Raw genomic sequence first — 16,565 nt, 5'->3', positions numbered from 1 at the left:
CGCATCGGCCGAAACTCCCAGGCGGGATGGGAGTTTCGGCCTAGTCGTCCTCGTTGGTGGTCTGTCGCAGGGTGCCCAGGTTGATGCGAGCGTGCGGATCGCCTATTGGAAGTGCAAAAAAATGCGAGGGTGGTTTGTGCCACCCTCGCATCCTTTCACGCGCGTTTCTCAGACGCTGCCGTAAACAATGTCGCTACTCAGAAGATCGACCCCGACCAAGGTGATGGTCGTGACTTGTCCGCCCGTTTCGGTGACCGACACAATGCTGTCTGCGCCGGTGTTGTCGATCTGGACAACCGCGTTCTGGTCGCCGTTGAGCACCAGCGTATCTCGCAGGTTTGCGCCCGCATCGAAGCCGGTGACCTGGTACAGGTTCTCGGTGAATGACAAATCGACGTTGAAGGCATCCTGCTCACCGCCCGTGCCCACCAGCGTGTAGTCGAAGGAGCCGGTCAAGTCGTTGGCGAACAGGTTGGCGTCAAACGTACTTGATGCCGAGTCCCCATCTCTGTCCGTCACCGTCGCATTGAACGACAGCTGGATATCGCTGGCCAGACTCGCGGTTTCCTGAATGAACTGGATCACCGGGATCTTGATAGTGCCTCGGCCCATCGTGAGCTGAACAGCGTCGATCAGCGTCGTGCCCTCTTGCTCAATGAGGAAGGACACCTGTCCACCGGGCTCTGGAGTCAGGGTATTCACCTCGATGAGGTTCGAAGTCGTGCCATCCTCATAGTAGATCTTGTAGTACAGGTCCTCGGTCGCGGTGTTGTAACCCGCTACAGAGTTGTCGATGAAGACCTTCATGGCCGTCACCAGGCTCTCCGGATTGACGACGAAACTTTCATCGGCGGCGCTGATTGCCGCCAGGTTGTCTCCCTGGAAAACGTTATTGGCGACGCCGATGCCGGACGTGCTGACGTTCATGGCCCTCGGGTCGATGTACGAGGGCAGGGGGTTGGTCTGTATCTGGGCTTCGGTGGGGTCGGGTGCTCCAAGCCCGATACCGGTCAGGATGTCCGAAGTCGACGCAAGCGCCTTCGCGGAAAAGAACACAACCTCCTCGGATGCCGAAGGAATGGTCGGGTCACTCGTCTGCGGAATTAACAAGGTGCGCACTGGATCCGGGCCGCCGGCACTGAGCGAGCCATCGGCAGTGCTGAGCACGACCGTCGAACTGAAGCCTTGCACCAGATCCAGTACATAGCTGCCATCGGCCAAGGCACTCAGCGTGTAGTCGATGGTGGTATCGTCCGTTCCGGCGTTGTTGTCGAAATCGCCGGTCAACGTCCCGGCGAACTGGTACGCGCCATTGCCGTCCGGTGAGGGCGATAGCTCGTCAAGTGTGGCGGTCCCGGTCGTGGTGGTGTTGTCTGGCCTGACGAGGGTGAACGAGCTATCCACCGAAATATCCAGACCGTTCGCATCCAGCCCGTCGGCGCCGGCCGAATGACTCCAGTACCCGGTTTGTGGCAGGACGCTGCCGGTGCCGATCAGGTTGCCAAAGGCGAGTGCAGGGCCGTCATCTTCGAAAAGCATCTTGGAGCCGATTTCGGCAGTCGAAACTGCGGTTTGGAGAAGCGTGAAACCACCGATATCAAAGTCGGCGTGGGTATTGCCCCTGGCGTCGAGGGCCGCGCCGTTCTCGACGAGCACTCGGTTGTGATCCGACGCTGTGGTGTATTCAATCTGGTAGCCGGCTTTAACGCCGGTGATGGTTGCAACCCCGTCAGTAATGCTGATGACAAGGGCCGGATCAGTCACCAATACGCCTGAATTGAAGACGCGCACATTGGTGATGGCAACCGGCGTATCACCGTCATAGCCGTTGATGAAATCCTCGCCAGGTTCAGCAGCGGTGGTGAATGCGCTGATTGTTACCACGGCACTCTTGCCGCTTTGCAACTGCACGACCTCGAAGCTGGCCATCTTCGCGTTGAAGACGTCGGTAAAGTCGATGTTGGATTCAACATCTGCTTCGGTCGGACTCAGGTTGGGAATGGTCACATCCTGCCTGGCACCGGTGACGAACGAAAAGCGGATGCCATCCTGTTCCGTAATCATCTGACTGTTGGTGCCGAAGGTGGTCGGGTTAGCCGCCTGGCTGGTAATGATCGTGTCGCCAGTGTTGATATTGGCGCCGCTTGACTCGTCTGCGGGGTCTTTACCGGTGGCGATGATGGTGGGATCCGTGATCCGCAAGACACCACCGTCATCGACAACGGTCGGGTTCGCCTTCGTGAACATCAGGAACAGGTTCGCACCGGAAGGCACACCGGCCAGGCTGAATTCCAGGTCCTGACTGGTTCCGACGAATACCTTATCCAGCAGATTGAGTGAATCATCGGGGTTCGTATCATCTGGATGCTTGAGCGGTTGGTACTCCACGGTCCAGATCTTGCCGCCCGAGACCGGCGATCCGGTTTCTTCGATATAGGCGGCGAACACGATCGCGCCATCTGCGGCCCCAGCGCGGCCCAGAAGGATGTTGTTGTTCGTATCCGTATAGAGAAGGATGCTGGTGCCATCGAGGGTAAACAGTCCGCTGTCCGCGCCATCAAGCGGTGCGCCATTGCTGTCGACGAAGCTGATATCGGTAATGCTTGCTCCACCGGTGACGGTGAACGCATCGCTGCCCGTGTCGCCCACGTCACCGGTATAGCCACTCAAGGCCGCACCCGTTGCGGTACCGGCATTCAGTTCGGTCAAACGGGTTGAGAAGTCCGAGGGCAGGGATGCCACCAGAATGTCGTTGTCGTCAGCGTCTCCCGCAGGGCTTGGCGTGGCGGTGGCGTTCTGTAACCCGGCCGTTTCGTCCAGCGTAACGTCCACGCCGGTGATTCCAATAGCCATGGTTTTTCTCCCGAGCAATTGCGGTCATCGAGGCCTGACCGTTGACCTATCGCTACAACTATGACTAAGCACCGGGGATTGCGCATCGGCCGATACTCCCAAGCGGGGTGGGAGTTTCGGACTACTTGAGAGGGGGAGACGGGATGAGTGCGCGAGGGAGCGGGGGCGCATATTCCGTGTGTAAATTGTTCAGGTCGGGGATAAATCCCAACGAATAAGCGAGATAAATCCACGTGTTTAACGATGCGTGTTTAAAGACACTCCGTGTTACTTCCCGAAGGGCTACAAGACCTTGCGCCGTTACCTACGGTTAAGCCAGAATCCGCCGGCTTGTGCGCCGATGGCCCGGGCTCTATCGTTTCCCTGTCGCTGAACAACAGCGATCGGGTTTGGTAGACCCTCAGCATCGACGCATAGCGTCACCTTCGGCGGTCCTTTCTTAGGGCTGCGTTTTATGGTGGCCATGCGCAGGGCTCCTTCGGGAGCGCCGGTTCCGATGCCCGGTCTACCAACCTTCGTATGGCCGCCACCCTCCGTTTGGTAGCGAGATGGTGTTGGCTCCTTTTAAGAAGCATCGGAGTTTCTGCTATGTTCAAAGTTACGCCCAACCCACCGGACACCGATCCGGCATCCCCTTACGAATCCCTCGACTCGAAAAAACTCAACGAAGCCGCCGAGCGCGCCCTCGATTTCTACCTCAACCCGGCAGCGATCATGAACAACACCCCACGCAAACCCAGCACCCTGTATATGGTTGCGCCGGATGCCGACCAAGAAGCCTTGCTGGTTCAAACGTGCGAGAACCTGGCGTCGGCCAGTGTCATGGCCAGCGACATTGCTGCATTGGTGGAGGGCCCCCATCGCAATACCCTGCTGGCGCTTCAGCAGGTCATCATGCTGGGGGAACTGGCGGTGAATCGAATGCTGGATAACTTCGTTCCACCCAAGTAACCACTCAGCCCTTTACCGAGAGGCTTGCCCCTCGGTAAAGGGTTTTGACAGCTCACAACGACGTTCTGACTACCAACGGACAATCAACGGGCTGGGCACCCTCTACCTCAAGGGCCTCTATCAGGTGCCGGGCCGCATTGCGACCAATCTCGTAGTACGGCAATTGCACCGTGGTCAGCGGCGGGATGAACAGTTCGGCGATGCCGATCATGTTGTCATAGCCAAGCACGGCGACATCGGCGGGAATTTTCAGGCCTCGGCCCAACAACAGCTGATAGGCGCAAAAGGCAATCCGGTCGTTGCCACAGATCAGGATGTCGAATTGCGGGCGACCCTCGATGATGTGCCGGTCGAGGATGGCTGCGGTTTCACCATAGGCGTCATGATCGGAAAGGTCGTATTGCAGGAGTGCCTCAGGCGCAAGGCCAAATGCCTGACAGGCACGCTGCAGGCCTTTTTGTCGCAAGCCCCAGGCCAGGCTCTGTTTGGGCAGATTGATGCACAGAGGGCGCCGATAGCCTTGGCTCAACGCGTGATGTACGGCCCGATACTGCCCCGTTTCGTCATCTGGCACATAACTGACCAGGCGACTGTCATCTGCCAGGCAATTGGCGAGCACCAAGGGTTTGCTCTTCAAGCGTTCGGGAATGCATACCTGACGAAACCCCATGGCGCTGAAGATCAACCCGTCAGGACGGTGCGACAGCATCAGGTCAATGTTCTGGTCGGTTGGCGGGTTGCTCAACAGGTTGAGGATGAACACATTCCAGCCCGCCTGCTGCGCGGTCTGTTCGATGGACAGCAGCAACTCGACCGCGAACGGTGTGGTCGCGGTGTCCAGTGCGAACACCCCGATGGTGCGCGACTGGAGGTTGTCGCCGCGCATCTTGCGCGCCGACAGGCTCGGTACGAATTGCAGTTCGTCAATGGCGCGACGCACCCGCTGAAGGGTTTCGGGGCTCAGTTTTTCCGGATTATTGAGCGCTCGAGAAACCGTCATCAGGGACACGCCGGCCAGCTGTGCAACGTCTTTCACTGAAGTCATGCGAGGCGAGGCCGGTCAGGTTGACGCAGGATCATGACACAGCGCCCGGGTTTCTCGCGACTCGAATGACGCCGCTCACAGCCATCCCGAGGCCAGAGGCCACGCCTTGGGAATCGAGACACGGCCGCCACTCCCATTGGCAAACAGCTTCACGCCCAGGCTGTCGGGCCGTGGATAGAACCGACTGCTGAGGCTGAATCGCCCGTTTTCGTCGAACACCTCGATGGACGAGCGATCGAGAAATACGCGCAGTTCCAGTCGCTCTTGTGTCGGGTCAATCGCCACACTGCGCTGACCGGTGACTTGCGCACCCGAGCGGCTGCGGTCAAGCACCAGACGCTGTAGCGACGCATCGTAGTAAAGCAGGGTTTCTTCGTGGTCATCGTCGCTGCAACGCAAGGCGATTCCGAGGTGGCCGTTGGTGCAGCCACGCAAATCCAGATGCACATGGATTTCGAGCATCTCGCCATTCACTTCCGGCACGCACCGGGTTCCCGAACCCTCCCACCAAGGCACGCCCGGCAATGGCGCCTGGCGCAGAGCGGTGAGCTCCCGTGCCGGATACACGCAAAGGCGATCGGCGTGCAGTTCAAGTTCGCGCGGCACACCGAGCATGCCGCACCAGTGATGAGCCTGGCTCGGCATCGGGCTTTCCCACATGTCGAGCCACGCCCATACAAGGCGCCGGCCATCGGCGGCCAGAAGCGTTTGCGCGGCATAGAAATCGTGGCCGTTATCCAGCTCGATAAAAGGCCCGCCGCTGAAGTGCCATTCACTGTCGAGTCGGCCCACTCGATAACCGGTCTGGTACTTGTTGAGCCGTTCGTAACCCTCGGGTTGCATACCCTGAGGGGAGTAGAGCAGCACATCGCGCCCGTTCAGTCGGAACAGGTCCGGGCACTCCCACATATAGCCATCACCCTCGCTGCCGCTGGCCACATAGTCGAGGAACTCCCAGGTGTGCAGATCGGTGGAACGGTACAGCGGCAGCAGCGGTTTATCGCCCAGACGTGCGCCGGCAATCAGGTACCAGAAGTCATCCTCCTGCCATACCTTGGGGTCGCGAAAGTGCATGATCGTGTCTTGCGGCGCGGTTTCAATGACGGCGCCATGCTTGACGAACCGAATGCCGTCGGTGCTGGTGGCCAGGCACTGGACTTGACGGATCGAGCGCTCGTCACCCACGTCCCCCAGCCAGGTGTGCCCCGTGTAGATCAGTGCCAGGGTATCGCCACACACCACCGCGCTGCCGGAAAAACAACCGTCTCGGTCGAAGTCATCGCCGGGCGCCAGTGCAATGGGCAGATGCTGCCAATGGACCAGATCGGCGCTCTTGGCATGCCCCCAATACATCGGGCCCCATTTCGCGTCGAAGGGATGGTGTTGATAGAACACGTGGTATTCGCCACGAAAGTACACCACCCCGTTAGGGTCGTTCATCCAGCCCGCTGGGGGGGCAAGATGATAACCGGGACGGTAATCATCGATGACGCGAGACAGGCCATCACTCAGCGCATATTGCGCAAGCTCAATTGCAGCGGACATTGGAACACTCATGGAATTCAAAGACACAGTCATAGGGCGCTTGCTCGTGCCGAGCGCAGAGGGACGCCAGCCGGCAGCGTTTCAATGGCGTGTGGATGACGGCTCAAGGCCGCGCCGTCGGCGTCGAACAGGTGCAGGTTGTCGATGTCCAGTTGCAGCTCAACCCGATCGCCCGCTTGCCATCCGGCGCTGACCTCGCAACGACAGATCAGTGGCTCGTCCTGACCTGTCTCGAGGTGCACATAGGTTTCGCTGCCCAGGTATTCGACCGCGGTCACCACGACGCCGGCAGTTCCATCAGCCGCCTTGAGCGACACGTGTTCCGGACGAATCCCCAGAGTCAGCTGCGTGCCTGCCGCCAGGTTCGAGCTGTCGAAGGGCAGGGAGGTGATACCCCACACAAGGGTATCGACCAGGCTGGTTTCGCCTGGCGTCTGAAGGCGCGCCGACAGAAAATTCATTCTGGGCGAACCGAGAAAACCGGCGACAAAGCGGCTGGCCGGGCGCTCATAGAGTTCGCGCGGTGAGCCGACCTGTTCTACGCGACCGCCATTGAGCACGACAATTTTGTCGGCCAGGGTCATCGCTTCAACCTGATCGTGGGTGACGTAGATCATGGTCGAGCCGAGCCGATCATGCAGTCGGGCGATTTCGTTGCGCATCTGCACCCGCAAGGACGCATCCAGGTTGGAAAGCGGTTCGTCGAACAACAAAATGTCCGGTTCCCGCGCCATGGCTCTGCCCATGGCCACACGCTGACGCTGCCCTCCGGACAGTTCCTTTGGCTTGCGTTGCAGCAGTTTGTCCAACTGCAGGATTTGCGCAGTTTTCAGCACGCGCTCGCGCAGGCTGGTCTTCTCCGTCTTGGCCAGTTTGAGACCAAAACTGATGTTGTCGTAGACGCTCATGTGCGGGTACAGCGCATAAGACTGAAACACCATGCCGACACCACGCTCGCGCGGTTCCAGGTCGTTGACCCGACGCCCGTCGATCAGCAGGTCGCCGCCGCAGATCGAATCCAGGCCGGCGATCAGTCGTAGCAGGGTCGATTTTCCGCAGCCCGAAGGGCCAACAAACACCACGAATTCACCCGCCGCGATTTCCAGGCTGACGTCGCGAAGAATCCGCATGCCGCCCAATTGCTTGTTTACGTTGTCCAGTTTCAATTTGATCACGATGCTGTTCCTTGTCTTTGTTGGGCATCAACCCTTTAACGCGCCGGCAGTGAGACCGGAAACGATTCCGCGCTGGAAGATCAGCACCAGAATCACCAGTGGGACGGTGACCACCACCGAGGCGGCCATCAACAACCCCCAAGGCAACTCATGGGGGCTGCCGCCGGAAATCAAGGCGATGGCGACCGGCACCGTGCGTTGGGTGTCGGTGAGGGTGAAGGTCAGGGCAAACAGGAACTCGTTCCACGCGGCGATGAAAGCCAATAAGCCAGTGGTGACCAGTGCAGGCCAGAGCAGCGGCAACAGCACGCGGGTCAGCGTGACCCAGGGTGAGGCGCCATCCATGATTGCCGCTTCTTCCAGTTCATGGGGCAGTTGCCCCATGAACGTGGTCAGCACCCAGACGGTGAAGGGCAGGGTGAAAATCGTATAGCTCAGGATCAACGCCCAGGAGGTGTTGTACAGGCCCAGGGCGCGGATCACTTCGAACAGCCCCGACAGCACCGCGACCTGAGGAAACATCGACACGCCAAGGACCATCATCAAGACCGTGCCACGCCCCCGAAACTTCACCCGGCCCAAGGCATAGGCGGCGGTCAGGCTGAGGAACAGCGCCAGGGTCACCACGCACAGCGCAACCACCAGCGAGTTGCCGATCGCCCTCAGGAATGAGGCTTGATTGAGCACCGCCGCGTAATTGGAGAAGTCGGGGTTGTCGATCCAGTAGCTCACCTCGAACAAGGCGCTGGACGGCTTCAGCGACGTCACGATGGCGTAGTAGAAAGGGAAGACCGCATACAGCAGCAACACCCCGATCAGACACCAGAATCCGAGACGCAACAGCGATTTTTTCAGTAGGCGCAGGTTCATGACCGGACCTCCAGTTGACGGCGTCCGAGGTAGAGATAAAGCAGGGCGATGACCGCAACCACCAGAAACAGCAGCGTCGAGGCCGCGCTGCCGTAACCGACGTCCTGGAATTCCACGAGATGCTGGCGGGCATACACCGACATGCTCATGGTGCTTGACGAGTTCGAGGTCAGCACATAGATCACGTCGAACACCCGCAGCGAGTCGAGGATGCGGAAGATCGCCGCCACCAGCAGTGCGGGCATCAGCAGGGGCAGCGTGACACGCCAGAACACCTTCAGCGGATGAATGCCATCGACCCTGGCAGCTTCGTAGCAATCGCTCGGTAACATCTGCAACGCGGCCAGCATCAGCAGCGTGACAAAAGGCACGGTCTTCCAGACGTCGACGATGATCACCGCCCACATCGACAGATCCGCATCGGCCGTCCAGGCCAGAGGAGCGTCAATCAGGCCGAGGCTGAGCATCAGGTGATTGATGATGCCGAACTGGTCGTTAAGCATCCATGACCAGATCTTCGCCGAGACAATGGTCGGAATCGCCCAGGGAATCAGAATCAACGCACGCACCAGAGCACGTCCGGTGAACTTGATGTTCAGCAGCAACGCCACCAGCAGCCCCAGTACGACTTCCAGTCCCACCGACACCACGGTGAAATACAAGGTGTTGCGCACCGCGTTCCACCATTGCGGGTCGACCAGAATGCCCGACCAGCTGGAACCGTTGTGGAACAGATAATTGCCAAAGCCTATGAAGGTTCCGCCACCGGTGTCCGCCAGGTTGGCGTCGGTCAGGCTGAACCAGAATGTGCGCAGTAGCGGCCAGGCGGCCACCAGGGCCAGACACAGCAGCATCGGCGTCAGAAACAGCCAGGCGGCGCGCACTCGGCGACGTTGTACGGGCGTTTCCCTGGTGAGCAGCAGCTCATCACAGGGGACATGGGTAGAAGAGACAGACATGGTGATTTCCTTCCTTGTGGCTTACCAGTTCCGGCGTTTGATGCGCGTGAGTTCGCTTTCCAGTTCCGCCAACGCCTGATCGACAGGCAACTCGCCCGCCAGCACGCCATGCACTCGATCGAAGAACGCATTGGAGACCCGTGGATAGCGATCGGCGGTGATGGAGGCGGGGCGCATGACCCCATCGTTGAGAATGCTGTGCAGCTGAGCGTAATAAGGCATGGCCGCGAGCAGTTCGGGGTCTTGATACAGCGACTCGATAACCGGGTTATAGGCGCCTATCAGGGCACGACGTTTTTGCTCTTGGGCACTGGTCAGGTAGCTCACCAGTTCGGCGGCCAGTTTTGGGTGGGCGCTGTAACGCGATACCGCCAGGCCCCAGCCACCGAGGGTGGATGCATGGCTGCCGGCCTCGCCACCGCGGGGCAGGGGAGCGACCCCGACCTTGTCTTTTACGGCACTGTCCTGACCCTGGACCAGGGCCCAGACATACGGCCAGTTACGCATGAACAGCGCATTGCCCGACTGGAATACGCCCCGGCCTTCTTCCTCGGTGTAATTGAGCACGCCACGCGGGGAGATGTCGCCTACCCAGCTTTTCGCCAGGGTCAACGCCGTTCTTGAAGCCTGACTGTTGACCACGATATCGCCTCGTGAATTGACCAGTCCGCCTTCCGGTTGGCTGCTGATCCACTCCAGCGCATTACACGTCAGGCCCTCGTAGGCGCGCCCCTGAAAAATGTAACCCCAGGCATTGGGGTTCCCGGCGGTGCGTTCAGCCTGTTGAATAGTTCTGGCGGTAGCGGTCATTTCCTCCCAGGTCCGGGGAACCTGCTGGTTGTACTTCTCCAGCAAGTCCTTGCGGTAATACAGCAGGCCCGAGTCGGTGAACCACGGCATCGTCACCAGCCGTCCGTTCACCGTGGCGTTATCCACCTGTGCCTGGAAATAGCCTTGGGTCGCGTTGGCAGGAAGCACCTCGCGCAGATCCAGCAAATGTTTGGCCAACATCCCCGGCCACACCATATCGATTTGAATGATGTCGATGTCGCTGGACTGCGCACTGAGGATCTGTTGGTAGAACGACAATCGCTCGGTGGCCGAGTTAGGCGTGGAAACCACCTCGACGTTGTTGCCGGTCTGTTTCGACCACGCCTGGACAGCCTCTTTGCAGAGTTGTAACTCCGCACCTACCGCCCCACACGAGATCGTCAAATCGGCTGCGCTCGAGAGGGATGGAAGCCCGGCGCAGAGGGTAAGCAGTGCTGCTGGAAGAAGAGATTTGAGGTGTTTCATAAAGCCCTCTTTATTTTTGTTTTTAGAAAAGTTAACGTTAACATCGCCAAATGTAGCAGTGTATTTGCGATGAGGCATCCTTTTTTTGGTGGATTTTGACAATTAACAATTCACGAAAAAAAGGCCGGTCGCAGGACAGAAAAATAAAAACAAAACAGGAAATCCCCCATGCAGAAAGCATCAAGCTGGCTACTCGCAGGCGTACTCGGCACCTCGGCGGCGACCACTCAGGCCGCGACTCTGGAACAACGAATGGCCGCGTTTGAAGCGCGTGCCGCCGCTGCGGAAAAACGCGCCGCCGCAGCCGAGCAGCAAACCCAGGCACTCGCCAGGGAATTGCAGCAGATCAAACTGGCGACTCCCGCCTTGCAGCCGGCGGCGTCCACTGCAGCCGCCACTGCGGCGCCTACTTTGGACACTCGACTGGCAAAACTCGAAGCCCGTCAGCAAAGCATGGAAAAGCAAGACAGTAGCGGACACCTGACTGACGGTTTCAGCTTCAAGGGCTACGCCCGCTCCGGATTGCTGATCAACGATGGGCTGGGTGGTGGTCGTGGCGGCCCTTATACAACGCCTGCCGGTTCAGTCGGTGGTGCCGTCGGGCGACTCGGTAACGAAGACGACACCTACATGCGCATAGATCTCTCGAAAGAAATCTATGCGCAAAACGGTACCCGTTCCAAATTCACGGTGTCCATCGCCGACGGTGTGGAAAGCTCCAACGACTGGACCGCCGACGAGAGCAATCTGAACGTGCGTCAGGTGTTTACCGAGCTCGATCATCTCGCCGCCTTCAAGGGCAATTCAGTGTTCGAGAACTCCACCCTGTGGGCTGGCAAACGATTCGACAGAGACAACTTCGATATCCACTGGCTGGACTCGGACGTGGTCTTTCTGGCCGGCACCGGGGGTGGTATCTACGATGTGCAGATGAACAAGGACTGGCGCTCGAATTATTCCTTGATGGGGCGTAACTATGGGGATTTCAGTGAGGGCGGTGTCAATGCCGATGTGGAAAGCTACATCCTGACCTCCAACCAGTTCTTCGATAATGGTCAGTGGCAGTGGATGTTCAATGGCATTGGCTCAAAGAAAAACGACTTTGCCACTCGCACCAATGAAGCGGGCCTGACGCCTGCGGATTCCGGCTTGCACAGCATGCTGGCCAATCATCAGAAAAACTTTTTCGGCCGCGAAGGCTTCTTTAAAACAGCGCTGCTCTACGGGCAAGGTCTGGGGGCAGAGGTCAAGAACATCGGTTCGGATGGCGAACTGATCGACGACGCCCGGGCTCTGCGTCTGGCGCTTTACGGCGAGACACCCATTGCGCCGGGCTGGCGCATCGGCCCCAGTTTGCTGGCCGAACAAAGCAAGGACAGATACGTCAAGGGTGACGACTACCGCTGGATGACGTTGAACGTGCGGTTGGCCAATGAAATCAACAGCAATTTCGAGATGGCCTACGAGATGAGCTGGCAAACCATGGACCTCGACCCCAAGGGCTACCTGCAACGTAATGCGGTCGACGGTAACTTCTGGAAATTCACGATTGCCCCGACATTCAAACCTGACGTTGGAGACCTGCTCACACGCCCCGAATTGCGAGTATTCGCAAGCCTGATGAACTGGTCTTCGGATCTGGACGGATACAGTTCCACAGACAACTTCGGCAAGTCGGACTTCAACGCCGGCGGTGTATGGCAGTACGGCATACAGATGGAAACCTGGTTCTGATATCTGCTTCCTCTGCGACAGGCCGAACCTGTAGGAGCCAGCGGTGCGGCGATCCGACTTGCCGGCGAAAGCGTCCTTGAGTGCGCCTTCGCCGGCAAGTCGGATCGCCGCACCGCTGGCTCCTACGAAAAGCGGTTTACTTACGTTGAATCACGATGGGCGGCTCGATCAGTTCCAGTTCGAGCGCACCCGAGGCTGGCACGAATCGCGGGCCAGTGCTTTCAGGCGTTGCCCGCAACCTCCAGGTGCGCTGCACCTTCGCCAGTTTGGCGACTCCCGATCCCAGGGACCAGCGCCGGCAGACCTTCTCCAACTTGAGTGGGTAAATGGTCAGTTGGTCGCCTTTGAAGTGCATGCGCAGGAAACATTTATGGTCGGCGATGCACTGCGAGGAAAAAACCGCCTCGCTATGTAGCCCCCAGAAGGTGTTGCCCATCACCATCCAGGCACCGAACAACAGGCCTCCCAAACTGCCGCCGAGCACCAGCGTTTCCGCCAGGAACAACACAACCTGGTGCAGGTTTTCAACCTCCAACTGCAGGTAGTGGATGTTGACACGGCCCATCAGCCACAGCAGTCCGATCGCCAGTCCCAGATGAAGGACCCCGTGAACAGCGCCAATGGCATAGGCGAGCTTTCGGGTGCGCTTGACCCCGGCGGCTGAGAACACGGCGCAACCCAGCACAATGATCACGGCGAACATCACCGACGAAGGACTGTGTGACAAGACCAGGAGCAGATGTCGCCAGACTTCACTGATGTTGGGAATAGACGCTTGGAGGTCAGACAACACGTCCATCAGGCTGCGATTGCCTCGTGCCAGGTGGGGCACCGTGCTGGCGCTTTGTACCATCCAGTCGAACAGCAGGTACAAGATGGCCAGCATGGCGCAGAACGAGAAATTGCGGGTAGGTAGCCGCCATGCCCGATTACGCAGTTGCTCGGAGGTCTTTTTGGCCGGGTAGACCGCCGCCAGTTCGTAGTGCTGACGGGTTCCACCAACGTTGATCGGCTTGGGCGGATCGGGAAGGTGATGGGTGGCATTCAAGAAGGCGCCACCGCCTCCGCAGGTGATGCGCTGCGGCGCCTGGGTGCCCGCTTGTGGCTGGTAGCGCGCGTAGTGGTGTGAGTCTCCGGCCAACACTACCGCGAGGTGGTCACCCAAGAGTTCCTCGATCTCGCGCAGGCTGCGAAAGCGCGGCGTCTGGGTTTCGATCGAGGGCAAGGCCTTGCTGTCCTCCCGTGCCAGCCGTTCGGCCTCATCCACCCAACTCGGCTCGGGTGTGCAGAGGATCACGCGATCGCCTGGCTGCAATTTGGCGTGCATCTGCTGGAAGTATTGCTTCTGCTGGCGGTCGATCATGGATTCAAACTGCAGATCCAGACCCCAGATCCACCAGCCGTTGGGCAACTGCAGCACGTAGTAACCGGTGCGCTGGCGGGTTTCCCAGGCGCCGATGGGCTTCTGCTCGCAAAACAGTTGGGAGAAACCGCGCAGACCGTCATACCAATCGTGGTTGCCGGGCGTCGCCAATATCCACGGCGCACCCGGCTGCCGTACGGGCTGAGCCTGGTCACCAGGGCGCTCCTTGGGTACCGGCGCGGGAAATGCAGCGCGGAAGGGATCAAGGAAACGGGTGCGATACCCGTTGCCGGCCGGTGTGGGATAGACCTGATCGCCGCCGAGCAGCAGCACGTCGCCGCGCGGCAGTGAGAGCTGGTGTTCCGGCAACTCGGCAGAATGGCTGACACACAGCGCCATCGAGTAGGTAGAGTCCCAGCCATCGCCGGTATCGGCCAGATAATCGACCCACACGTCACCGTCGGCAACCACCTGGATAGGCGGGTTAGAGTCCCGGGGGTTGAGCATCGCCAGCACTTCGCGCGGGTCTGCGAAGGCTCCCATCGTGGTGGCGACAGCCGTTTGCAAGCCCGTGCGCATCAGCTGCAACGGGCCTAACCAGTTGACCATCGCCTCCTGGGTGTAAAGCTCGATGCGGCTATTGAGCGTGGGAGATTGGGTGGAACGGGTCATGGCGAGGGGCGAAGTGTGCGGCGTGTGCGCCTCTCCAGCGCGAAACTCAATCGAATGCTCCTTCATCATCCAGCCTCCATTGCTGTAACGAGTTCAGGTACCTCAAAAGGGTGATCTTTTGTCGGTCGATTCAGAATAGGTCAGTTAGGCGATGGTTGCCGATGGATCCTGTCGACCAGGCATGGAAGGCCATCCAGCCTCAGTCGCATAAAAATGGACCCGCCAGAGTAGCGGGTCCGAAAGGAGGGATCAGAGTTTTGGCATCTGCCCGATGCGCCCGAACATTTCGGTCACGATCTGCAGGTCCAGCAGGAACTGGTCGACAGTCTTGAACTCGTTGTCGTTGTGGCCGGTGTACTTGACCTCGGGCCTGGCCAGGCCGAACTGCACGCCATTAGGCAACTCATGGACCGAAGTGGCGCCGGCAGAGGTGCCGAATTTGTGTTCCATGCCGAGGTTTTCGCTGGCCACGGCCAGCAGGGCCTTGACCCATTCACCCTCCGGGTTGCGGTGCATCGGCTCCGCGATCGAGTAGTCAAAGGCCGCCGCAATGTGGGTCTTCTTGCTCCAGACGGCAAGCTTGTCGGCGATTTCGGTCTTGAGCACTTCCGGGGATTTGCCCTTGGGCACCCGCAGGTTGACCGCGAGCTTGAAGGCTTTTTCATCCATCCCGACGTAGGTCAGGGATGCGGTCAGCGGCCCCATGAAGTCATCGGAAAATCCGACCCCCAATTTGCCACCCAGGTAGTCCAGTCCCCAGTTGTCGGCGGCGTAGCGGGCGGCGTCGGTGATGTGGTTGTGCTTGAGCGCGACCTTCCCGTCGAGGCTGTTGATGAAGTCCAGCATTCTTGCCACCGGGTTGACGCCTGACTCGGGCTCGGAGGAATGGGCGGAAACGCCAGTGACCGTCAGTTTGACGTCCATGCCGACGACCTTGGCGCTCACCTCGAAGTTGCCGCCATTGCGCTTGGCATAATCGCTACCTGCCTTCTGCAGGCTGGCGGCCAATTCGGCGGGCTTGGCGGTCACCAGGGTGGCGACCGACGTCGATGGAATCTGGTTGGTTGCCAGGCCGCCCGTCATTGCAGTGATTTCGGCGCCTTTGCCTTCTGCCTTACGCCGGGCAAAGCTGGCCATGACGGTGCCGTAGCCTTTCTCGGCAATCACCACCGGATAGCCGCCATCCAGCGCCAGGTTGTAGTTGGGCGTCGGGTTGTGTTCGAAGTAATAGGGGATGGCGTCGCCGGTGGTTTCTTCGGTGGTGTCTACCAGCAGCTTGAAATTCCTCGCCAGCGGCAGCTTCTCTTCCTTGATGATCTTCATGGCGTAGAGCGCCACCACGATACCGTTCTTGTCATCCTCGGTGCCGCGGCCATACAGGCGGTCGCCGACCAGAGTGACCTTGAACGGATCGAGTCGGGTGCCGTCTTTCAGGACCCAGTTCTCCGGCGTTACGGGCACCACATCGGCATGTGCGTGAATGCCTACGACTTCGTCGCCATCGCCTGCGAGGGAGATTTCATAGACGCGGTTGTCGATGTTGCGAAAATTCAGGTTGAACGCTTGGGCGAGGCCCTTGAGCTTGTCGGCGATCTTGATGAATTCGGGATTGTCGTGCTGAGCAACGCCGTCCACCCGGAAGGTTGGGATTGCCACCAGCTCGCGCAGGGTCTCGGTGGCCGCGTTGCCGTATTTCACCCGTGCATAGAGGCCAAGCAGGCGATGAATCTCGTTCTGTTGTTCCGCGGTAAGCGGTTTGTTGCCCTGAAAGGCACTGATTGCCGGGCCGAGATCGCTGGTATGGGCAAGGTCGCTCTTGGCCAGGCGTCCCAGGAATTGCCTGAAATCGGTTACCGATGTGTCACTGAAGGTCTTGAGGATGGTCGCGCTCTGTTGCGGGGTGATGTTGGCGTGCGCTGACGTGGTGAACGACGAAAGGCTGGCCAGCATCAGGGTTGTCGCGGCCAGGTGCTTGAGTGAGAAATCCATTGTTGGGGGCATTCCTTTGCAGGCAGGTTGTAAGAAATATCTGGTCGATGAGTCAGAAACTTTTCCAAACTAACACCACAAGGGAGTGGTACGGGAGTCCACGGAGGGGGATC

At 59.2% G+C, this 16,565-nt stretch carries 11 protein-coding genes; 2 read left to right on the top strand and 9 right to left on the bottom strand.

What is annotated here, in order from left to right; genetic code table 11:
* Positions 1 to 168: 168 nt before the first annotated feature.
* Positions 169 to 2,853: a DUF5801 repeats-in-toxin domain-containing protein gene (locus KW837_RS07490; protein ID WP_218395076.1), complete on the bottom strand. Its 2,685-nt coding sequence runs from the start codon at positions 2,851 to 2,853 to the stop codon at positions 169 to 171.
* Between the two features lie 588 nt (positions 2,854 to 3,441).
* Here KW837_RS07490 and KW837_RS07485 point away from each other — a divergent pair.
* Positions 3,442 to 3,804 (top strand): DUF6124 family protein, encoded by a 363-nt coding sequence (locus KW837_RS07485; RefSeq protein WP_218395075.1) that lies wholly within the window; start codon positions 3,442 to 3,444, stop codon positions 3,802 to 3,804.
* 52 nt (positions 3,805 to 3,856) lie between these two features.
* On the opposite strand, the gene KW837_RS07480 is transcribed toward KW837_RS07485, so the two are convergent.
* The 6 genes from KW837_RS07480 to KW837_RS07455 form a co-directional block, all read right to left on the bottom strand.
* On the bottom strand, positions 3,857 to 4,849 hold the full coding sequence (locus tag KW837_RS07480; protein ID WP_218395074.1) for a LacI family DNA-binding transcriptional regulator: 993 nt from the start codon (positions 4,847 to 4,849) through the stop codon (positions 3,857 to 3,859).
* A 75-nt stretch (positions 4,850 to 4,924) separates the two neighbouring features.
* A complete protein-coding gene (locus tag KW837_RS07475) occupies positions 4,925 to 6,427 on the bottom strand; it encodes a glycoside hydrolase family 32 protein (RefSeq protein ID WP_218395073.1) in 1,503 nt (500 codons plus the stop codon).
* The gene (locus KW837_RS07470) at positions 6,424 to 7,569 is read right to left on the bottom strand and encodes a sn-glycerol-3-phosphate ABC transporter ATP-binding protein UgpC (RefSeq protein WP_218395072.1); all 1,146 of its coding nucleotides are present in this window, start codon (positions 7,567 to 7,569) and stop codon (positions 6,424 to 6,426) included. Before KW837_RS07470 ends, KW837_RS07475 begins: the two co-directional genes overlap by 4 nt.
* A gap of 27 nt (positions 7,570 to 7,596) precedes the next feature.
* Positions 7,597 to 8,439 (bottom strand): carbohydrate ABC transporter permease, encoded by an 843-nt coding sequence (locus KW837_RS07465; RefSeq protein ID WP_218395071.1) that lies wholly within the window; start codon positions 8,437 to 8,439, stop codon positions 7,597 to 7,599.
* Complete coding sequence (locus KW837_RS07460; RefSeq protein ID WP_218395070.1) at positions 8,436 to 9,398, bottom strand: carbohydrate ABC transporter permease; 963 nt, start codon at positions 9,396 to 9,398, stop codon at positions 8,436 to 8,438. Before KW837_RS07460 ends, KW837_RS07465 begins: the two co-directional genes overlap by 4 nt.
* 21 nt (positions 9,399 to 9,419) lie before the next feature.
* Entirely contained in the window at positions 9,420 to 10,694 is a 1,275-nt protein-coding gene (locus KW837_RS07455) for an ABC transporter substrate-binding protein (RefSeq protein ID WP_218395069.1), read from the bottom strand.
* Positions 10,695 to 10,862: 168 nt separating this feature from the next.
* Between KW837_RS07455 and KW837_RS07450 the strand changes: the two genes are divergently transcribed.
* A complete protein-coding gene (locus KW837_RS07450) occupies positions 10,863 to 12,428 on the top strand; it encodes a carbohydrate porin (RefSeq protein WP_218395068.1) in 1,566 nt (521 codons plus the stop codon).
* Between the two features lie 136 nt (positions 12,429 to 12,564).
* Here the strand turns inward: KW837_RS07450 and KW837_RS07445 are convergent, their stop codons facing one another.
* Both KW837_RS07445 and KW837_RS07440 read right to left on the bottom strand, forming a co-directional pair.
* Positions 12,565 to 14,529 carry a metallophosphoesterase gene (locus tag KW837_RS07445; RefSeq protein WP_218395172.1) on the bottom strand — a complete coding sequence of 655 codons (1,965 nt, stop codon included), beginning with the start codon at positions 14,527 to 14,529 and terminating at the stop codon, positions 12,565 to 12,567.
* A gap of 183 nt (positions 14,530 to 14,712) precedes the next feature.
* Entirely contained in the window at positions 14,713 to 16,452 is a 1,740-nt protein-coding gene (locus KW837_RS07440; RefSeq protein WP_218395067.1) for a dipeptidase, read from the bottom strand.
* Between the last annotated feature and the right edge of the window lie 113 nt (positions 16,453 to 16,565).

Source organism: Pseudomonas sp. PDM24 (assembly GCF_019218905.1).
Lineage (GTDB): Bacteria > Pseudomonadota > Gammaproteobacteria > Pseudomonadales > Pseudomonadaceae > Aquipseudomonas.
The sequence above is the reverse complement of the archived record's forward strand: the minus strand, read 5'-3'. Positions and strand labels throughout refer to the sequence as shown.